Here is a 20,494-nt window from a genome sequence, read left to right on the forward strand (position 1 = left end):
GGAAGCCCACGGGCCGCCGCTCCCCGCAAGCTCAGCCCAGCGCGGCCAGTTGCTCTGCCGAGGCTTCGAGCGCGGCGGCGATGATATCGACCAGCCGGTCGATTTCCTCATGCGTGATGACCAGCGGCGGGCTCATCACGATCGAATCGCGGATGGCGCGCACCATCAACCCGCGCGCGATGCAGTGGTCGCGCACGATCGGGCCAGCTACGCCGCCCCCAACCCCGTCCTTCTGGCCGTGACGCTTGTTGGTGCCCGGTTCGGCCACGATCTCGACCGCGCCGATCAGCCCGAGCGAGCGCACCTGACCAACCAGCGGATTGGCGGTCAACCGTTGCAGCGCCTGCGCCAGATAGGGCCCGGTATCGTCGCGGACCCGCTCGACAAGCTGTTCGTCCTCGATAATCTGGATGTTGCGCAGCGCCACGGCCGACGACACCGGATGTCCCGAGTAAGTATAACCGTGGACGAATTCCTCGCCCGAAGCGCGCAGCACTTCGACGATCTCGCTCGACACGCCGGTGGCCGAAATCGGCAGGTAGCCCGACGACAGGCCCTTGGCCATCGACACCAGATCGGGCGTGAAGCCATAGTGCTGGAAGCCGAACCACTGGCCCAGCCGTCCGAAACCGCAGATCACTTCGTCGGCGATCAGCAGGATGCCGTACTTGCGGCAGATCGCCTCGACCCGCGGCCAGTAACCGGCGGGCGGAATGATCACACCACCAGCACCTTGCACCGGCTCGCCGATGAAGGCGGCGACGTTGTGCGGGCCGACGGCAAGGATGCGTTCCTCGATGGCATTGGCGCAGCGTTCGGCAAAGGCGTCTTCGGTTTCATCGAAGCCTTCGCCGAAGTGATAGGGCTGCTGCACATGCTCGATGCCGGGGATCGGCAGGCCGCCCTGCACGTGCATGAACGTCATCCCGCCAAGGCTGGCCGAGGCGACGGTCGAGCCGTGATAGGCGTTGTGGCGGCTGATGAAGATCGTGCGGTCGGGTTCGCCCTTCAGCGCCCAGTACGTGCGCACGAGGCGGAACACGGTGTCGTTCGATTCCGACCCCGAATTGTTGAAGAACACGTGTTGCAGGTTGCCGCCAAGCAGGCTGGCGACTTTGGTGGCCAGTTCGATCGGCGGGGGCGTGGCGGTGCGGAAGAACGTGTTGTAAAACGGCAGTTCTTCCATCTGGCGCGCGGCGACTTCGACCAGTTCGGGACGGCCATAGCCGACGTTGACGCACCACAGCCCGGCCATGCCATCAAGGATGGCGTTGCCTTCACCGTCAAAGACCGTGCTGCCTTGCGCATGGGTGATGATGCGGCTGCCGCCCATGTCCTGTTGCAGCTTGTAGCTCGATTGTGCGGGCAGGTGGTGCGCGACATCAAGTTTGCGCAGCGCCGGGATATCGTAGTTGCGGACAGTAGCCATGGTGGTTTCGTCGATCCCTGGCAGAGCCACATGCGCCGCCATCTAAGATCACAGATAAGCCGGGTGCCCGCGTCCGTCAATCGTGAACAACGCAAACCGTGCCGCCCTAGTTTGAAGCGGCTTGACGCAGCAAAGCGCTTTACCCGGCAACTGGCATCACATACGCCTGTAGCCAGCAACGCCCCTAAAGGGCCACGATCACGAGGTGCCGATGCCGTTTTCCCCCAATTCCCTTTTGCCGAATCGCGGATCGCGACGCGGGTTCCTCGCGAGTCTGGGTGCGGCGGCGGTGGGCATCAGCTTTTCCGGGCTGGCCGGGTGCCACAAGGGTTCGAAGAACGAGTTGAACCTGTACAACTGGGACACCTACATCGGCAAGAACACGCTGAGCGGCTTTGAAAAGCAAAGCGGCATCCACGTGAACATGTCGCTCTATTCGAACAACGACGAACTGTTCGCCAAGTTGCGCGGCGGCAATCCCGGCTATGACGTGATCCTGCCGAGCCACGATTTCACCCGGCGCATGGCGCAGGCGGGCATGCTGATGCCGCTCGACCATGCCAAGATCCCCAACATCAAGAACCTTCTCCCGGCGTTCGTCGATCCGCCTTACGATCCGGGTCGCAAGTTCGCGATGCCCTATACCTGGCTGGTAATGGGCATCGGCTATCGCAAGTCGAAGGTCGACGGCGTGCCCGACAGCTTCAAGTGGATGTTCGATTCGGACCGCTACAAGGGCCGCATCGGTCTGCTGTCGGACGCCGCCGATTTGTGCCGCATGGTCGAGATCTATCTGGGCAAGGATCCCAACGTGTTCGACAAGGCGACCTTGCAGCAGGTCCAGCAGCTGCTGATCCGCCAGAAGAACAACGTGGCGGTGTTCCACGACGACAACGGGCAGGATCTGTTGCTGTCGGGCGATGTCGATCTGGTGATCGAATACAACGGCGACATCGCGCAAGTGATGAAGGAGGACAAGGATCTGGCCTTCGTCGTGCCCAAGGAGGGCAGCCTGATCCAGTCCGACCAGTTGTGCATTCCCAAGGGCGCGCCCAACCCCGATGCGGCGCACGCCTACATCAACTATGTGCTGAGCGCCGAGGCGGGGGCCGACATTTCGCGCACCATCTCGTACCCCACGCCCAACGCGGCCGCGCTGCAACTGATGGACCCGGCCTACCGCAACAATCCGGCGATCTTCCCGCCCGAAGCTGCCGTGGCAAAATGCGTTTATACGCAATACCTTGGTGAAGAACCTTATCGCGCTTACGAAGAAGTGATGACACGGGTTCGCGCCGCCTGACATGGCGGGCTCGGTGCTGCGCGACCGGCTGGCGGCGGGTGACCTCGCCGGTTGCGCGGCAGAGGCGCGCGCGCGGCTGCAGCGCGATCCGCGCGATGCCGAGGCGCTGTTCGCGCTGGCCATGGCGAGCGCCGAGGCCGGACGGGTGGGCGACGCGCTACGGCTGATCGAACCGGCGCGGCGGCTCGATCCGGCCAACGCCGAATATGCCGCGCAGACCGCGCGCCTGCTGATCCTTGCCCGGCAGGACGCCGCCGCCGCCGAAGCCGCGCAAGCAGCGGCGCAACTGCCGACCGGCGATGCCCGCGTGCTAGACACGATCGGCTGCGTCTTTGCGCGCCTGGGCGATCATGGCGCGGCGCTGCCGCTGTTTGCGCGGGCGGTCGATCTGGCGCCCGACGACACGGACTATCGCTTCAACTTTGCCACCTCGCTGGGCTTCTTCGGTCGCACGCACGAGGCTGCCGTGCAGTATGAGGCCGTGATCGCGCGCGAACCGCATTCCGGGCGGGCGCATCTGGGGCTTGCCGGGCTGCGTCGCCACACCCGCGACGACCACCATGTCGTGCGGATCGAGGCGGCGCTGGGCGTAGTGCGCGATCCCGACGAGCGGCTGCAACTGCACCACGCCGCAGCCAAGGAACTGGAGGATATCGGCGAGCCTGCCCGCTCGTTCGCCCACCTCAAGACGGCCAACAGCGCGCACAAGACGCGGCTGGGCTATCGGCCGGAACAGGACGAGGCGCTGTTCGCCGCGATCCGCCATGCCTTTTCAGGGCCGCTGCCGCAGCCGTCGGACTTGCCCGATGCGCCGGTGTTCGTGGTCGGACTGCCGCGCACCGGCACCACGCTGGTCGAGCGCATTCTGGCCGCGCATCCCGGACTGACCGCCGCCGGAGAACTGCAGGCGATGCCGCTGGCGGTGAAGGAAGCGGCGGCGACGCGCTCGCGCCACGTGCTCGATCCCGAGACTGTGGCCGCCGCCGCTGCGTTCGATCCGGGCGCGCTGGGCAGGGCCTATCTGGCGCGCGCGCGGCAGAACGCTGGTGCGCGAGGCGGGCGTTTCATCGACAAGTTTCCGCTCAATTTCCTGTATGTCGGCTGGATCGCCATGGCGCTGCCCAACGCGCGGATCGTGTGTTTGCGGCGGGGCGCGATGGATGCGGTGCTGAGCACCTACAAGCACTTGTTCGCCGCGCATTCGAGCTATTACGCGTGGTCTTACGATCCGCTCGACTGCGCGCGCTATCTGGCGCAGCAACGTGCGCTGGTGACGTTCTGGCAGGAGCGTTTTCCCGGCCGCGTGCTTGACTTTTCGTATGAGGGGCTGGTCGCCGATCAGGAGGGGCAGACCCGCCGCCTGCTCGATCACTGCGGGCTGGAGTGGGACGAGGCCTGCCTGAATTTCCACGCGCAACAAGGCGCCGTGGCCACGCCGAGCGCGCAACAGGTGCGCCGCCCGCTCAATGCCGACGCCATCGGCCGCTGGCATACCCACGCCGATGCGCTGGCCGATGCGGCGGCCTTCCTGCAGGCGCAAGGGATCGCGCTCGACTGAGGCGAAGCGCGGCAATCGCACCGTCGTCATGAAAAACGCTCCGACCGGGTTTGAAACCGGCCGGAGCGAGGATGACGCGTTAAAACCTGCGTGAAAGCCGATCAGAACTTGATCGTGGTCTCGATGCCGATCTTGCGAGGGCTGAGGATCGAGTTGGCATAGTAGCGCGACACGATACCATCGACCGTCACCCGCCGTGACAGGTCGTTGCTGACCGCGACGACCGCGAACTTGTCGAAGATGTTGTCGATGTACAGCCGCGTATCGATCTTGCCGACGGTATAGCCGATCGAGGCGCGGTGGGTGGTGTAGGCCGGCAGCCGTTCGCCGAAACCGCGCGCGCCGACGCGGCTGAGGATGTCGCCGGTATAGCTCGTGGTCCAGTTGGCCGTGATCGTCTGGTCAAGACCGACTTCGTGCTCATACGTCACGCCGATGCTGCCCGAATTCTTGGTCGATCCGGGCAGGCGGTCACCCGCCTTGGCATCTTCCTCGCCATGCCGGAACTTGAGCAAGCCGGGAACGTCCTCGGTCAGGTGTGCATCGGTGTATGAGTACGAACCGTTGATGGTCAGGCCGCGCACCGGCTTGGCGGTGAAGTTCAGTTCCACGCCTTGCGAGATCGCCTTGCCGCCGTTCACGGTAATGCCGATCGCGCCGTTGGTGGTCAGGCCGTCAAGCTGGATGCCATCCCAGTCGACCTTGAAGATCGACAGGTTGCCGCGCAGCTTGCCACCGAACAGGGTATAGCGGATGCCCAGTTCCTTGTTCTTCACCGTGTCGGGGGTGTAGGTCAGTTCGTTGGGCAAGGCGCACAGGTTCTGGCCCGGCGGCAGCGGCAGCACGCAAGGCGCCACGCGGTTGACGCCACCGATGCGGTAGCCCTTGCTGTACGTGGCATAGACCATCACGTCGGGGCTGAACTTGTACGAGGCGTTGAACTTCCACACCGTTCCGCTGTCCTTGGTCGCGCCCGTACGCGACCGGAAGTTGATCTGCGGATAGTCCTGGAACAGCGGCAGCGCCTGACCGCCATCGACGAACGCGTCGTACTTGTAATAGCGGCCACCGGCGGTGAACGACAGCGCCTTGATCGGCGAATAAGTCACTTCGCCGAACACCGCTTCTTCCTTGGTGTTCGATTTGACGTACGAGGCATATTCGACCTGATCGGGCCGGTCGATGCCCGCCCACGCCGGGAAGCCGGGCACGATCTCGCGATAGGTGCTGTCGGTCTTCTGACGGTTGAAGAAGCCGCCCAACGTCCAGCTGAACGGGCCACCGTGCTTGGAGACGAGGCGCAGCTCCTGATTGAACTGGGTATTGCGCGCCTTCTGCTTGGTATAGCCCGAGAACTGCGGGAACAGTTGATAGCCGTAATCGAGGTCGATCAGCAGGTCGGTCACGTCGACCGACGATGTGTTGTTCTGAAGGGTGAACGCGGTGGCCGATACCAGTTCGGCAATGTCGCCCAGTTCGATTTCGGCTTCGGCGGACCACAAGTCGGTAACGCGGTTGGCCGGTTCGAGATAGCGCCAGGGTGCTTCGTACTTGCCGGTGCCGAACACGCCGCCGCCGTTCGATTGGCGACCATCGGTGCTGGTTTCCTGATGCACGTACGACAGGTAGACCTTCACGCCTTCGGTCGGGAACAGGCCCAACTGGTTGCGGGTGGTGAAGGTCTTTTCGAAGTTCGCGTCCTTGACGCTGTGCAGATTGGCGGCAAGCTGATCGGGCGTGCCGAGCGATCCGAAGAACGACGAAGGCTGGTTGGGCTGCGGCGTCGATACCCCCGGCGTGTTGACCAGATAGTTGTAATCGATGAAGCCGGGGTCGTAATAGTAACCCGAAGCGGTGCGCAGCGCGATCTTGCCTTCGACGATCGGGAGGTTGACCGCCCAGTCGACCGAATAGCCCAGGCCATGCGAATGCGCTTCGGTAAAGGCGCGGGCGTGCAGGGTCGCTTCGAGCTTTTCGGGATCGGGCCGGTTGGGGATATAGCGGATCGCGCCCGCCATCGTGCCGACGCCGTAGAGCGTGCCTTGCGGCCCAAGCAGCACTTCGACCCGGTTCATGTCGATGAACTTGAAGTCCTGATAAAGCGGAATTTCGCCAAGGTACGTGGCCAGCATGTTGTTGCCGTTATCGCCGAACGTGCTGCTGTCGCTGGCCGAAAGGCCGCGCATCACGATGGTGCCCGTTGCGCGCGGACCGGTGTCCTGAATGGTCAGGCCGGGAGTGAACGCGGCGAGCGAGCGGATATCGTCGACGCGCTGGTTTTTCAGGCTGTCGGCGGTCACTGCGGTGATGTTGACCGGCACGTCCTGCAGGCTGATCGCGCGGCGGGTGGCGGTGACGATGATCTCGCCGCTGTCGCCGCTGGGTGCGGGATCGGCCTGCGGAGCGGCGCTCTGCGCGAATGCCGGTGTCGCGGCAAGGCCGGTCGCAAGGCAGGCCATGGCCGAGGCGGAAAGCAGCAGAGTACGCGCTGGGATACGCATGATGAAGATGACCCCCCGTGTTGGTGTTGTCGTTCTGGGTTCGAAAGCCGCCGGGTTGCGACGCACAACAATTACCCGACGGGCACGCCGGTCCGGCATGCTGCACTGCACATAAACTGTCGGGGCGTGGGGGCTCTGCCTATGGGGCGTTTGACGTAGATTCCCGGAAGGGCACATCTGCAAGGCGGATCGCGTCCTTGTTCGGGACAGCGATTTCAGCGTCCGGCGGGCCGCAGCATACGCCGTTTCGCTCATGGGCGCGGGTGCGGCGCGGTGGCAGGGAGACAGGGATGATCGCTGACCTGATCCATGCTCTGCCGCTGGCCATGCCGTTGGCCCGCTGAAACGCCATGGCCAAGCGGGCGCACGCACTTGCTCTGACTCCGGGCGATTGGCGGCGACGGTGGGGTGCCTTGCGCTATCGCCTGTCGCTGCCGATCCACGCCGCCGCACAAATGCTGCGCGGCCTCCGCCAGCGCGCAACCCGATCGGCGGTGCAGCTTGTGGGCATGGTGGCGGCGTTCACGCTGGCGCAGGCGCTGATGCTGGAACTGATCGGCCACGCCCATATCGAGCGCTTGCGGAACATGGCCGGGCCCGATCTGCGCGGGTCGTTCGACGCCAACCTGTTTGCGGTATTCCTGGTGTTTCTGGTGCTGTCGGTGCTGGGTGCCTGGCTGATCGCACAGGCGCAGGATACCAGCCGCGCCGCGCAAGCCGAAACCCGCGACCATCTGGCCGGGCTTGAAGCGGAAATCGCCGCCCACAAGGCAACCGCCGTTGCGCTGCAACGCGCGCGCGAAGCAGCCGACGCCGCCAATGCCGCGAAAAGCCGCTATCTGGTATCGGTCAGCCACGAGATCCGCTCGCCGCTCAATTCGATCTACGGCTATGCCCAGTTGCTCGAACGCGGCAGCGATCTGGCGCCGCAGACGGTCGGCAAGATCATCTGCCGGTCAAGCGAGCACTTGTCCAATCTGGTCGATGGCCTGCTCGATATCGCGCAAGTCGAAGCGGGCATGCTGCGGCTGTCGCACGATACCATCCGTCTGCCTGCCTTCGTCGAGCAACTGGCCGGCCTGATCCGGCCGCAAGCCAGCGCCAAGGGGCTGGCATTCCGGCTGGATATTGCGGCGCCGCTGCCCGAATTCGTGCGTGGCGATCAGAAACGGTTGAAGCAGGTGCTGACCAATCTGCTGAACAATGCGGTCAAGTTCACCGCCAGCGGGACGGTCACCTTGCGCGTCGGCTGGCACGACGACATGGCCACTTTCGAGGTGATCGACACCGGCATCGGCATTCCCGAGGCCGATCTTCCGCGCCTGTTCACCGCCTTTGGCCGGACGACCGCTTCAGGCTCGGCCGGGCAGCCGGGAATCGGCATCGGCCTTGCCATCATCGCCACGCTGGTCCGCGTGATGGGCGGCGAAATCAGCGTGGACAGCACGGTCGGCACGGGCTCGCGCTTTGCGGTGCGGTTGACGCTGAGCGAACCGGTGACGCAACCGGTGCAAGCCCTGCGCGCCGAGGCCGTCACCGGGTATCAGGGCGCGCGCCGGACGGTGCTGGTGGTTGATGACGATGCCGCGCAGGCCGGGGTGATCGAGACGCTGCTGCGGCCATTGGGCTTTGCCGTGCACGGCGCGCGCGATGGCGATACCGCGCTGGCGATGGCCCGCGCGCAGGCGCCCGATGTTGTGCTGCTCGACATTTCGATGCCGGGCCGCACCGGCTGGGACACGGCGCAAGCCTTGCGCGCGATGCATGGCGATGCCGCGCGCATCGTCATGGTTTCGTCCGACGCCCACCCGGCAGGTCCGGACGACCCCGGATGCGCGGCGCACGACGTGTTCCTGACCAAGCCCATCGAACTGTCCGCGCTGCTCGAAACGTTGGCCCGGTTGCTGGACTTGCGCTGGACCACCGACGAGGGCGCGACGGCAGCAAGGGCAGTACCAGGCCCGCCGCCAGTGCCGGACGAGGCCGACTTGCGCGTTCCGGAGCCCGCGCTGCCCTTCGTGGCCGAAATCGACGCGCTGGCGCGGATCGGCAATGTGCGCGGGGTGCAAGCCCGCCTTGCCGCGATGGAACAGGCTGCACCCGCTGCGGCGCCGCTCGTGACGCGCCTGCGCGAACAGCTCGACGCGTTCGATTTCAAGGGCCTGCGCGAAACCTTGCGCCGGGGTGCTGCCGATGGCTCTTGATCCGCGCGCCGATCCGGGGGTTGCCGACGCGGGTCGCGACACCATTCTGGTGGTCGATGACAATCCGGAATCGCTGCATTTCCTGATCGAGACGATCGAGCGTGCGGGCATGACCGCGCTGATCGCCACCTCGGGCGACGATGCGCTCGAACTGCTGCACCATGTGATCCCCGACCTGATCCTGATCGATGGCGTGATGCCCGGCCGTGACGGCTTCGAGACGACCCGCGCGATCAAGCGCGATGCGCGGCTGGCCGCGGTGCCGGTGATCTTCATGACCGGACTGACCGAAACCGAACACGCGGTGCGCGGGCTGGCGGCGGGCGGCATCGACTATGTGCGCAAGCCCGTCGATGTCGAGGAACTGCTCGCACGGATGGCCGTCCATCTGCACAATGCGCGGGTTTCAGCAGGCGGCCGCGCTGCACTCGATGCCACCGGACGGCACCTCATGGCGGTGGATCGCGATGGGGCGCTGCTATGGGCCACGCCGCATGTCGAACAACTGCTGGCCGCAGCGCAAGCTGCGGGCGAGGGCGAGGATCTTTCCGCTGCTCTGTCCCCAACGCTTGGCGCAGCGACCGCGCGGCTGGCGGCCCCGGCCGAGCGCACCGGGTCGCTGATCAAGCTGGAGGTCGGCGGGGTACCGGTCGAACTGGTGCTGGTTGCGCACTTGCGCGCGGGGGAAACGCTGCTGCGACTGAACTGGCAACGCGAGGGGGCCGAGATCGAGGCGCTGCGCGAACGCTATGGGCTGACCCAGCGAGAGGCCGAGGTGCTGCTGTGGATCAGTTACGGCAAGCCCAACCGCGCCATCAGCGAAATCCTGGGTATCTCGCCGCGCACCGTGAACAAGCATCTGGAGCAGGTGTTCCAGAAGCTGGGGGTAGAAACCCGCGCGGCGGCAGCGGCCTTTGCGGTGCGCACGCTCAACTGACCGGCCAGAAAGGGTGGCCCGGAACGAGTGGCCCGGAAAGTGTGGCCCAGAAAAGGTGGTGATGCCCGATTGCCAGCCGCCCGCCAGATGCTACCATCCCGGACAAGCGTCCTGAATTGCCCGAACTAGCGCCAATGGAGAGTGCCGATGCGCCTGATGCTGTGTTCCGCTCTGGCCCTTGCGGTCGCCGCCGCTGCCACCCCCGCCTTGGCCAAGGAGCAGGTCGACCTGATCCTGCACGACGGCAAAGTGCTGACGGTGGACAAGGCGTTCAGCGTGCGCTCGGCCATCGCGGTGAAGGGCGAACGCATCGTCGCGACCGGCGGCGAGGATTTGCTGACCCGCTATGACGCGGCCAAAGTGATCGACCTCAAAGGGCGCACGCTGTTGCCCGGCTTCATCGATGCGCACCTCCACCCGTTCCCGGTAAAGCCCAGCGACATCGCCGTGGCCGAGGCGAAGTCCATCGGCGAGGTGCAGGACCAGCTGCGCAAAAAGGCGGCGCTGCTGGGGCCGGGCAAGTGGATCACCGGCTATGGCTGGCAGGAATCGAACTTCACCGAAAAGCGCAACCTGTCGCGCGCCGATCTGGACGCGGCAGCGCCGAACAATCCGGTCATGCTCGTACGCGCGGGGTCGCATTCGGCGGTGGCCAATTCGGCGGCGCTCAAGATTGCCGCCATCGACAAGACCACGCCCGATCCCAAGTCGGGGCTGATCGAGCATGACGCGGCGGGCGAACCCAACGGCGTGATCCGCGAACGCTTTGATCTGGTGGCAAAGTTCATCCCCCAGCCGACCTGGGCGGAAATGCGTGAGCCCAACATCGTTTGGCTCAAGAGCATCCTTGCGCTGGGCATCACCAGCTTCTGGGATGCCAGCACGACGATCGACGACGAACCCGTGGGCAAGGGCGGGGCGCTGCCCAGCAACGACGGCGCGCTGTTCGGTGGGGCGAACCTCAGCTGGGCGCGCGCCAAGGAGATCTACGCCACCCATGCCGCCGATCTGCCGCGCATCACGTTCTATATCTCGTACCCCGGCGCCGAGCGGCTCAAGGCGTTCCCCTATAAATCGGGATATGGTGACAACCACTTGCGGCTTGGCGCGATCGGTGAAAACGCGGTCGATGGCGGCTTTACCGGGCCGACCGCGTGGCTGCTGGCCGATTACAAGGGCCAGCCCGGTTTCCGGGGCAAGGGCCGCTATACCGATGCCGAACTGCAGGACATGGTCGATACCGCCAATCGCCTTGGCTGGCAGATGGGGCTGCACTGCATCGGCGATGCCGCCATCGTGCAGACCATCGATGCCTATGTGAAGTCGCTCGATACCATCGCCGACCCGGCCCATCCGCAGGCCGACCGGCGCTGGTTCACCGACCACTTCACGATCATGCCGCCCGAAGCGACGATGGCCAAGATGGCCAGCCATTCCATCGCCATCGCCCAGCAGCCCAACTTCCTCTACAATCTTGAGGACCGCTACATGCAGGTGCTCGATGACGAGCGGCTGGCGCACAACAACGCGGTGGCCACGCCTGCGCACAAGTTCGGCATCTTCACCGCGTTTTCCAGCGACAACCTGCCGGTCGGGCCGCTGGTCGGGCTTTATGCCGCGATCACCCGCAAGGGGCCGAGCGGTGCGGTGCACGGCGCGGACGAAGCCGTCAGCCGGGCAGAGGCGATCCGCAGCTACACCGCCAACGGCGCCTGGCTTTCGCGCGAGGAGGCCGAGAAGGGCACGTTGGAACCCGGCAAGCTGGCCGACATGATCGTGCTGCCGTTCGACCCGCTGGCCGCCGACCCCGAAGTCATCCTGAAAGGCGCGGTCGACATGACGTTCGTCGGCGGCAAGCTGGTGTTTTCGCGCTGAGCGTGGGGCCGTTGCGCCGCATCGACCCTGGCAGCGGCGCATAACCCCACCGAGGGCGTTGACCTTGGCGGCGGCTGTGGCATCACAGTGGTGCATTTGTCCTACCGCATTCCCAGGGGTATTTCTTGAGCGTTCACCACCAGCCGCGCGAAGGGGCTTCGGCCCTCAGCGCCTCGCTTCATTCGCGCCACGTTTCCATGATCGCCATCGGCGGCATCATCGGCGCCGGTCTGTTCGTCGGTTCCAGCACTTCGATCGCGCGGGTGGGGCCGGCGGTGGTGGTCAGCTATGCGCTGGCCGGGCTGGTCGTGATCATGGTCATGCGCATGTTGAGCGAAATGGCCAGCCAGCATCCGGCCGCAGGCTCGTTTACCGAACTGGTGCGGATCGGGCTGGGCGAGCGCGCGGGCTTTGTTGCCGGGTGGCTGTACTGGTATTTCTGGGTCGTCGTGGTGGCGATCGAGGCGATCGCGGCGGGCGGTATCATCAACGGCTGGACCGGCCTTCCGGTCTGGCTGGTCGGCACCGTGTTCGTGGCGGCGATGACCGGGGTCAACCTCCTGTCGGCGCGCAGTTATGGCGAGTTCGAGTTCTGGCTCTCGTTCATCAAGGTGACCGCGATCATCGCGTTCATCGCGGTGACCGGGCTGTTTGCGGTGGGCGTGACGTCTCCGTCCGGGCCGACGTTCGGAAACCTTGTCAGCCATGGCGGCTTTGCCCCGTTCGGCTGGGGCGCGGCGCTGGCGGGCGTGACCAGCGTGATTTTCGCGCTGTGCGGAGCCGAAATCGCCACCGTCGCCGCAGCTGAGGCAAAGGAACCGGCGCGCGTCATCGCCAAGATCACCGGCAGCGTCGCGCTGCGCATCGTGCTGTTCTATGTGCTGTCGATCGGGCTGATCGTGTCGGTCATGCCGTGGAGCGACGTGGTGCCCGGCCACTCGCCGTTTGCCGCCGCGATGAACGCGATGAAGATCCCCCACGCTGCCGACGTGATGAACGCGGTGGTGCTGGTGGCGGTCACTTCGGCGCTCAATTCGGGCATGTATGTGACCAGCCGCGTGCTCTACGTGCTGGCGGACAAGGGCGATGCCCCGCGCGCATTGGTGCCGCTCAGCCGCCGCGCGGTGCCGTTGCGCTCGACGCTGGTGGCCAGCGGCTTTGCCTATGTCGCGCTGGCCTGCTCGGTGCTCTCGCCCGAAGTGGTGTTCAGCTTTCTGGTCAACGCTTCGGGCGCGATCATGATCTTCGTCTACATGAGCGTGTGCATTGCTCAACTGGCCATGCGCAAGCGCGAGACTGCCCCGGCGCCGATCCGCATGTGGCTGCACCCGTGGGGCAGCCTGATCAGCTTTGCCGCGATGGGCGCGGTGCTGGTGGCGATGGCGTTCAGCCCGGGGGCGCGCATCGAACTGGTCAGCAGTCTGGCCGTGCTGGCGCTGGCTTATGCCTGCTCGTTCATCGGCCGCAACCGCAGCGGCTTTCCCGGCTGACCGATCTGAGGGACATCACGATGGCGCACAATCGCTTGAACAAGCGTCTGGCTTCATTCCTCGCCGGCGCCGCAGCCGTGCTGGCAGCGGGTCCGGCCATTGCGCAGGACCGGACCGAGGCGCTGCTCAAGGATTTGAGCGAGGCCGCCGGGCCATCGGGTTTCGAAGAGCCGGTCCGCAAGATCATGGCGCCCCGGATGAAGGCGCTGGCCGACGATCTGCGATATGACGGGCTCGGCTCGGTCATCGCGCGGCAGGGCAGTAGCGGTCCGCGGATCATGCTGGATGCGCATATGGACGAATTGGGCGGCATCGTCCGGCGCGTCACCGGCGATGGCTTTCTGTCGATGCAGATGCTGGGCGGCTGGCTGGATCAGGCGATCGCCGGGCAGCGCTGGATCATCCTGGGCAGCAAAGGGCCGGTTCATGCGGTCACTTCGATCCGCGACATTCACCTCGTCCCGGCCGAGGAACGGACCCAACTGATCCGCCGCGATGCGGTGTTCCTCGATCTTGGCGCGCATGATGCGGCGGGCGTGGCGGCGCTGGGCGTGTCGCCGGGCGATCCGGTGGTGCCCGATAGCCCGTTTCAGGAATTGAACGGCACCGGCGCCTATGCCGGCAAGGCGTGGGACGACCGCGTCGGTTGCGCGGTCTTGCTGCTGGCGATGGAGCGGCTGAAGGCCAGCGGCCATCCCAACCAGATCTATTTCGTGGCCACCGTGCAGGAGGAGATCGGCTTGCGCGGCGCGCGCGCTTCGACCGCGATCGTCAAGCCTGACATCGGCATCGCGCTGGAAGGCGGGGTGACCGGCGATTCAGGCGGCGCGCGCGCCGAGGATTCGCAGGTGAAACTGGGCGCCGGGCCCGGCATGTTCCTGTTCGATACCAGCGCCTTGCCCAACCGCAAGCTGACCGCGCTGGTCCGCAGCGTGGCCAAAGAGCAGGGCATCCCGCTCCAGGTCGATCTGGTCAACGGCTATGGCGATGATTCCGCCGAGATGCAGACCGTCGGCGGGGGTGCGCCCACCGTCAATCTGGTGGTTCCGGCACGATATACCCACGCCCACACGGGCATCATCACCCGGCGCGATTTCGATCAGACGGTTGATCTGGTGGTTGCGCTGCTGCGCAAGCTGGATGCGCCGACGGTGGCAAGACTGCGCGACTTCACGCCCGATTGATGCGTTTACGCCCTAGTCGGCCTGGCCCAACTGGCGGGCCGCGCGGGCGAGGTCATCGGGCGTGTCGATATCATGCTCGGCGCCGGGCGGCAGGGTAACGAACGGCGCATCGCGCAATAGCGCCCCCGCGCCGCGATCACCCAGCAAGACCTCCAGCGCAGCGAAATGGCGCGCGCCGAACAGCGCAGGCGGCATCGGCGTGCCAGCGGTGTCGCGGCTGGCAATGCGGTCGCCGTCGAAGGCTGAGACGAGCGCCGCGATGTGACTGGCAGGGACCAATGGCATGTCGGCCAGCGCCACCAGCACCGCCTGCGCGCCCACGCGCCGCGCTGCGGCAACCCCGGTTGCCAGTGAGCGGCTTTGCGGCGCGTCGGGCGGATCGAGCGGCAGGCAGGTGTAGCCGGGCAGGGGGGCGGGCGGGGGCGGGGTCTGTTCCCGCACAATGGCAAAGCGGTGCACGAACGGCAGCGCGGCCAACATGTCGGCGGCATGGCGCGCAACCGGCCGGTCGATGAGTTGTGCCGCCAACTTGTCCGCACCGAACCGGCTGGCCTTGCCCGCAGCCAGCAGAACGAGTGCTATTCCCGAAAAATCAGGAGCCGAAAAATCAGGAGCCGAAAAATCAGGAGATGGCACGGATGGTCGGGGCCCAGGCAGTGATGGTGGCGCTGGCCTGATAGTCCTGCACCACTTCGGCCAGGATCGAGAGCGCCAGCGTGCCGCAATCGCGGGTGCCCGGAATCAGCCCGATATTGCCGCGCAAGGCGTCGAGTTGGACGGCGGGCACGCCTTGCGCGCGCAAAGTGTCGATCCGGGCGCTGTGGGTGCGCCGACTGCCGACCGCGCCGCAATAGAACGAGGGCAGCCCCAGCGCCTGAGGCAGCAGGAACTCCTCCCAGTCGCGGTCATGGAACAGGAACACGATGGCGGTCCAGCGATCGGTCGCGAGCGCGGGCAGGCGGTCGCGCTGGGGCAGGGGGACGATGTCGAGCCCACCGGGCAGGTCGCTCGCCGGGGCAAAGGCATCGACCGTCAGGCCATAGGCGCGGGCGAGCGCGGCAAACGCGGTCAGATCCTCGCCATGACCGAGCGCCACCACGCGCAGGGCGGGAGGATAGCGGCAGGTGAAGCCATCAAGCTGAAGTTCCGCCATCTCACGCCGGTCATGCGCGGCCAGCACGCGGGCCAGTTCGGCGGGTGGCGGGGTCGGGGTGAACAGCAAATCGATCCCGCCGCCGCAAGGCAGCCTGACATCGATATAGGGCGAACCGGCGCCATAGCGGACCGTGCGCGAACGGCCTTGCGCGAGTACGTCAAGCGCTTCGGCCTGCACCGCGCGTTCGATGCATCCGGCCGAAAAAGAACCCAGATGGCGGCCATCGGCGAGCACCGCCATGTGCGTGCCGATGGCGCGAGAGCTGGACCCTTCGATGCCGACCAGCGTGACCAGCGTGCCAGCAACGCCTTGCTCTGCGCCCTGAAGCAGCAGCCGCACGGCATCGATCGGCGCAGGCGCGATCATTTGGCGGTTTCACCCGGATAGAGCAGTTTGATCGAGTCGGGCGCGTGGCAGCGCTGTACCACCTGCTTGGCCAGCCGCAGCCGTTCGTCGGACAGCGAGCGGTCCGACAGCGCGAACTTGCGTTCATAGGCCACTTCTTCGGCGGTGAACGGCGGTGTGCCCGGCTTGACGCTGCCCTTGCCCAGCTCGAAGATCACATAGTTCATCATGTCGGCCAGTTGCGCATTGTCGGTGATGCGGCTGTTGGCGACGTTGGGCAGGCGGATCAGATAGGCGCGCGCTTCGGGCGTGCACATGAACCAGCCGACGCGCCCCGCCAGTTCGGGCAGCTTGGCCGGAACCGTGCTGCCATGCAGGCCGTGGCACCCGGCGCAATTCTCGACATAGTCGGCGCGCGCCTGCTCAGGGTCGACCATCAGCGGCCGGGGCGCGGCGTGAGGGTCGGGCGATGCCGAGAAAACGGGCGCCGACTGTTGCGCACGCACATCGATCCGCCAGCCACCTAGCCCGGCTGCAGCAACGATGGCCAGTGCGAGAACGACGCGACCAGATTTCAGCATCACCCGACCCGGACCCTTTACGCTGCGCCGATCAGAACGGCGGTGGAGCAATGGTATTCCATGCTCTGCGTGCCGAAGCACCAGATGATATCGTTGTTGAGCTGCGGCGTATAGATCTGCGTTTCGCGATCCGATCCGTTGCAGTTGCACTTGTTGCAGTACGCCTTGCCGCAGCAATCGCGGTAGGCGATCAGATAGGCCTTGCCGTCCTCGGGATTGATGCAAGTGCCGACCCACGAGACCGGCGACGGTTCGGCGCCCGGCGGGCAAGTATGGATGCCGCCGCCGCAGCACGTGCACAACGCGCCGTCGATGGCGCAATAACGCCAATAGGTGCACTTGGTGTCATCGCTGGTCTGCGCGTTGCGCGCGAAGATGGTCTTGGTCTCGGGCGAGCGGTCGGGCTTGGCCGCTTCGGCACGGCTGACCGGCAGCAGCGGGAACACGGGCGCCGCAACCAGCGCCGCGCCAAGCCGCGCAAGGATGCCCCGGCGCGACGTACCACCGGCAAAGCGGCGCAGCATCTTTTCGCCAAGGCTGTCCGGATCGAACTTCTTCATTGCCAAATCCCCTGTTGTCCGGTCCCCGGATGGCCGCTGGTCGGGCCAGCGTCATCCGGTTGTGAAGCGATCGGCTCAGGCCACTTCGGCCGTGATGCCCTTGATGTAGTCCTGCACCGAACGCACGCCCATTTCGTGGGCGACGATCAGGCTTTCGAGGTGTTCGCGGCTGTTGACGAGGCCCTTCGACAGCACCACGCCATCGGCATCGAGCAGCGCGGCATAAGGCAGCTTGCCCACTTCATAGGCCTGACCCACTTCCGGGCCATTGATGAACTGGTAGCCGTTGAGCCCTTGCTTCTCGATCATCGCGCGTTGCGCGGCCAGATCGTCATCGCCCACGAAGATCAGTTGCACGCGTTCATCGCGGGCAAAGCTCTTGGCCATGGGGATGAGGTTCTTGCACAGCGGGCACGACGGCGAGACGAACATCAGCAGGCGCAATGCCGCGCCCGGAGCCGGGCCGCCGACATGGACGTGCGCGCCGTCGATGGTCGTCGCCTCGATCGCCTTGGTGGTCGAGCCGACCGAGGGGCCGCCCGCGGTGGTCAGCGCGCCAGCCGGTGCCACGCGCATGTGCAGCACGCCCACTTGCCGCGCCAGCGCCAGCAGCGCGAGGCCAAGAGCCAGAATGACGATCCACGAAAGGACTTGTGCGACGATCAGAGTAGTCAGCATTGGCGATCACCTCCGCCCGGACGCCAGCGGCGAGGCCGACAGCGCTACGATGGCGTTGAACAACTGGTAAAGCAGAAACAGCATGAGCCCGGCCACGGCGGCAAGCGCAACAGCTTGCGCGCCGATCTCAGCCCCACCGGTCCGGAACGAACCAGCGCAGGCTGGCGCGAGCAGCGCGGCCATCACGAGATTGCGCAGCACCAGCGGCCATCCGATCGGTTGGCGCAATTGCGAACGCCCGCAACCGCAGTCGATCTGCGTCCGCCCGCGCGCCACGTTGATCGCCATCGCTCCGGCAAAGCCGAGCAGCAGCGAGACCGCGACGAGGGCGGCGGCCATATCACCCGTGGCGGCCAGCACCAGTCCGAGCACGATCTCGAACGGGGGAAGTACCGCAGCGAGCGGGGCGACCAGCGCATCTGGCAGCAGCCGATAGTTGGCGATCACGCCGGGCAGCACGTCACGATGGCGCAACTTGGCGGCACCGGCCTGGACGAACACCAGACCGATCCCGATTGCCCCGGCCAGGCTGGCCACGGGGCCGAGCTGGAGGGCAAGGTCGCTCACGGGTTTTCGACAACCGTGATCGGGCCCGAACCGGCTTCCTTGATGGTGTGTTTGATCGCCCCGGTCTTGAGGTCGATCACCCGCAAAGTGTCGCTGCCGCCGGCCAGAATCAGCTTTGGCTCAGCCTCTTGAGTTACTTCGACCGCTTCGGGCAGATCGGGCACGGCAATCCGCTTGACCACCTTCTTGGTCGCCAGATCGACTTCCCACACTTCGGTGGCGCCGTCCTTGTGCGTCCAGTATTCGCCGGGGTGCATCAGCACGAACAAGTGTCCGGTCGGGCGGTGCAGCGCCAGCGGCTGACCGCCGCCGGGGAACCAGTTGACTTCGAGCGGCTTGGTTTCGCCCTTGCGGATGCCGGCGGCTTCCTGGATCGAGAACGGCTCGCCGACCACCGGCTTGGCGCCCAGCGCGACGGTGTAGATCAGCCCGGTGTAGGTCAGCAGCACCGATTGCTTCTTCGCCTTGTCGGTGGCGTAGTTGTCGAACACCGGATCGGTGGTGGCGTTGAAGAACGGTGCGGTATGGGTGATCTCGGGCTTGGCGCCGGCAAGGGCGATGGTCGCGATCGAGCCATCGTTGCACAGGGCCGAGAGGCCAACTCCGGCCACGGTCACCAGATCGGCGCAACCGGGCAGTTCCACCGCCTTGACGAACTTGCGCTTGGTCAGGTCGATCACGTTGACCGACGTGGCCGGGTTGTAATTGTAGACATAGGCGAACTTGCCATCGTCGCTGACGACGAAGTTGTTCTTGCGCCCGCCCACCAGCATCCGGCCGGGAATGTCGATATCGGCCTGAAAGTTCAGGGTCTTGGCATCATAGACCGTAACCATGTCCTGCCGGGTGCCGCGCGTGCGCTTGGTCCAGATGGTCTGCGCGACGTAATAGGCCTTGCCCGCAGGATCGAGCGCCATGTCGCCCAGCACCGGGGTTTCGACCTGGCCGAGCAGCTTGCCGGTGTTGCTGTCATAAATCGAGGTGCCGCCCAGTACGAACCCGCGCTGCACGAAGAACCAGCTCGCCTTGGGCGCCTCAAGCGTGTTCACGCCCGATTCCTCGGGCTCTACCGAGGCGGTGGCGGCATGGGCTGCCGGCGCGGCGAGCATGGCCAGAGCCAGTGCCGCCGAGGCGACGGGCTTTCGAGCGATGGCTTGTCGGACGGCAGACTGTCGAACGATGGCGGCAAGTTTCATCTCGTCGGCCCCCTGATGGCTTTTCGGTGGAGCGAAATCTGTTCCGATCGCAAGCGGATACAGGCCGGACCTGTATCGTGTTGCCATGGGGTTGTTCCGCGTTTCGAGAGCAAGATTTGACGCCCGTCCAATTTTAGTCAAGCGCCTTTGCGGCTTTTTCCAAGTTTGCGATGCAGCATGGCTTAAAAGGGTTGTGGTTCAATGATGCTGGTCGGCCGGTTCAGGACGAAAGTCCGGCAATCTCGTCCGGGGTGATCGAGCGGGCCAGTTCGACCAGATGGCGCGCGGCGATGCGGGTGAGTGCGGGCAGTTCGCTCGCCCACGGTTTCTCGAACCCGGCAAACGGCGTTGCGCCCTCCATTGCGGCGCTGATGTACAAGGCCACGGTCCGCACTTCGGCGGGTGACAGCGCCGGGTTCAGTTCGGCCACGTATTCACCGATGAAATCGTGCACCCGCTGGTAGAACACCCGGACCCGCTCGGCGATGAAGGCGTTGTGGTTGCTCAGCGCCCACAATTCGGTGAACAGCCGGGTGGTGCGCTTGCCGCCGATGTCGTCAAGGCACATGACGATGATCATCCGCAGCCGTTCTTCGGGCAGAAGGTCGGGCCGCCGAACCTCTGCCTCAAGCAGCTTGTCATAGTTTTCAAGCAGCTCGTCGAGCAGGATCTGGATCAGCAGTTCCTTGCGCGGGAAGTGATAGCTGACGTTGCCGACCTTCATCCCGCAGGCGGTGGCGATGCGGCGGACGGTGAAGGCGCTGGCGCCCTCGTTGATCAGCACGTCGTGCGCGGCCTTCAGGATGGCGTCGACCGTTTCGGTTCCGCGCAAGTAGGTTCCCGGGCGCGTTGCCGCTGGCTGATCCTGTATCTGGGCCCCCGCCGTGTTCACCGTCATGCCCTTGCGCTATCATCTCCCCGCTGCCGAAG

The 20,494-nt window shown here is 65.6% G+C and carries 17 protein-coding genes; 7 read left to right on the forward strand and 10 right to left on the reverse strand.

Features of this window, described 5'->3' with window-relative positions; translation table 11 throughout:
- Positions 1 to 31 precede the first annotated feature (31 nt).
- A complete protein-coding gene (locus tag LDN95_RS12320) occupies positions 32 to 1,429 on the reverse strand; it encodes an aspartate aminotransferase family protein (protein ID WP_226018007.1) in 1,398 nt (465 codons plus the stop codon).
- Positions 1,430 to 1,640: 211 nt separating this feature from the next.
- Here LDN95_RS12320 and LDN95_RS12325 point away from each other — a divergent pair, with 211 nt between their 5' ends.
- On the forward strand, positions 1,641 to 2,732 hold the full coding sequence (locus LDN95_RS12325; protein WP_226017974.1) for a PotD/PotF family extracellular solute-binding protein: 1,092 nt from the start codon (positions 1,641 to 1,643) through the stop codon (positions 2,730 to 2,732).
- Position 2,733: 1 nt separating this feature from the next.
- The gene (locus LDN95_RS12330; RefSeq protein WP_226017975.1) at positions 2,734 to 4,290 is read left to right on the forward strand and encodes a sulfotransferase; all 1,557 of its coding nucleotides are present in this window, start codon (positions 2,734 to 2,736) and stop codon (positions 4,288 to 4,290) included.
- 101 nt (positions 4,291 to 4,391) lie between these two features.
- Here LDN95_RS12330 and LDN95_RS12335 read toward each other — a convergent pair whose 3' ends face one another.
- Positions 4,392 to 6,791 (reverse strand): TonB-dependent receptor, encoded by a 2,400-nt coding sequence (locus LDN95_RS12335; RefSeq protein ID WP_226017976.1) that lies wholly within the window; start codon positions 6,789 to 6,791, stop codon positions 4,392 to 4,394.
- 350 nt (positions 6,792 to 7,141) lie between these two features.
- Between LDN95_RS12335 and LDN95_RS12340 the strand changes: the two genes are divergently transcribed.
- The 5 genes from LDN95_RS12340 (at position 7,142) to LDN95_RS12360 (ending at position 14,481) form a co-directional block, all read left to right on the forward strand.
- On the forward strand, positions 7,142 to 8,995 hold the full coding sequence (locus LDN95_RS12340) for an ATP-binding protein (RefSeq protein ID WP_226017977.1): 1,854 nt from the start codon (positions 7,142 to 7,144) through the stop codon (positions 8,993 to 8,995).
- Positions 8,985 to 9,932 carry a DNA-binding response regulator gene (locus LDN95_RS12345; protein ID WP_226017978.1) on the forward strand — a complete coding sequence of 316 codons (948 nt, stop codon included), beginning with the start codon at positions 8,985 to 8,987 and terminating at the stop codon, positions 9,930 to 9,932. The genes LDN95_RS12340 and LDN95_RS12345 overlap by 11 nt, the downstream gene beginning before the upstream one ends.
- 147 nt (positions 9,933 to 10,079) lie before the next feature.
- The gene (locus LDN95_RS12350) at positions 10,080 to 11,807 is read left to right on the forward strand and encodes an amidohydrolase (protein WP_226017979.1); all 1,728 of its coding nucleotides are present in this window, start codon (positions 10,080 to 10,082) and stop codon (positions 11,805 to 11,807) included.
- 125 nt (positions 11,808 to 11,932) lie between these two features.
- Complete coding sequence (locus tag LDN95_RS12355) at positions 11,933 to 13,297, forward strand: amino acid permease (RefSeq protein ID WP_226017980.1); 1,365 nt, start codon at positions 11,933 to 11,935, stop codon at positions 13,295 to 13,297.
- A 20-nt stretch (positions 13,298 to 13,317) separates the two neighbouring features.
- On the forward strand, positions 13,318 to 14,481 hold the full coding sequence (locus tag LDN95_RS12360; protein WP_226017981.1) for a M42 family metallopeptidase: 1,164 nt from the start codon (positions 13,318 to 13,320) through the stop codon (positions 14,479 to 14,481).
- A 12-nt stretch (positions 14,482 to 14,493) separates the two neighbouring features.
- On the opposite strand, the gene LDN95_RS12365 is transcribed toward LDN95_RS12360, so the two are convergent.
- The 8 genes from LDN95_RS12365 to LDN95_RS12400 form a co-directional block, all read right to left on the reverse strand.
- Entirely contained in the window at positions 14,494 to 15,117 is a 624-nt protein-coding gene (locus LDN95_RS12365) for a nucleotidyltransferase family protein (protein ID WP_226017982.1), read from the reverse strand.
- Positions 15,104 to 16,003, reverse strand: coding sequence for an XdhC family protein (locus LDN95_RS12370; RefSeq protein WP_226017983.1), 900 nt, complete (start codon positions 16,001 to 16,003; stop codon positions 15,104 to 15,106). Before LDN95_RS12370 ends, LDN95_RS12365 begins: the two co-directional genes overlap by 14 nt.
- On the reverse strand, positions 16,000 to 16,563 hold the full coding sequence (locus tag LDN95_RS12375) for a cytochrome C (protein ID WP_226017984.1): 564 nt from the start codon (positions 16,561 to 16,563) through the stop codon (positions 16,000 to 16,002). Before LDN95_RS12375 ends, LDN95_RS12370 begins: the two co-directional genes overlap by 4 nt.
- A gap of 17 nt (positions 16,564 to 16,580) precedes the next feature.
- Positions 16,581 to 17,123, reverse strand: a complete 543-nt coding sequence (locus LDN95_RS12380; protein WP_226017985.1) for a methylamine dehydrogenase light chain — start codon at positions 17,121 to 17,123, stop codon at positions 16,581 to 16,583.
- A gap of 75 nt (positions 17,124 to 17,198) precedes the next feature.
- Positions 17,199 to 17,801: a methylamine utilization protein MauD gene (locus LDN95_RS12385; protein ID WP_226017986.1), complete on the reverse strand. Its 603-nt coding sequence runs from the start codon at positions 17,799 to 17,801 to the stop codon at positions 17,199 to 17,201.
- Positions 17,802 to 17,807: 6 nt separating this feature from the next.
- On the reverse strand, positions 17,808 to 18,368 hold the full coding sequence (locus tag LDN95_RS12390; protein ID WP_226017987.1) for a MauE/DoxX family redox-associated membrane protein: 561 nt from the start codon (positions 18,366 to 18,368) through the stop codon (positions 17,808 to 17,810).
- Entirely contained in the window at positions 18,365 to 19,564 is a 1,200-nt protein-coding gene (locus LDN95_RS12395; RefSeq protein WP_226017988.1) for an amine dehydrogenase large subunit, read from the reverse strand. The genes LDN95_RS12390 and LDN95_RS12395 overlap by 4 nt, the downstream gene beginning before the upstream one ends.
- Before the next feature lie 220 nt (positions 19,565 to 19,784).
- Complete coding sequence (locus LDN95_RS12400; protein WP_226017989.1) at positions 19,785 to 20,462, reverse strand: TetR/AcrR family transcriptional regulator; 678 nt, start codon at positions 20,460 to 20,462, stop codon at positions 19,785 to 19,787.
- Positions 20,463 to 20,494 lie beyond the last annotated feature (32 nt).

Source organism: Novosphingobium sp. FKTRR1 (assembly GCF_020404405.1).
GTDB lineage: Bacteria > Pseudomonadota > Alphaproteobacteria > Sphingomonadales > Sphingomonadaceae > Novosphingobium.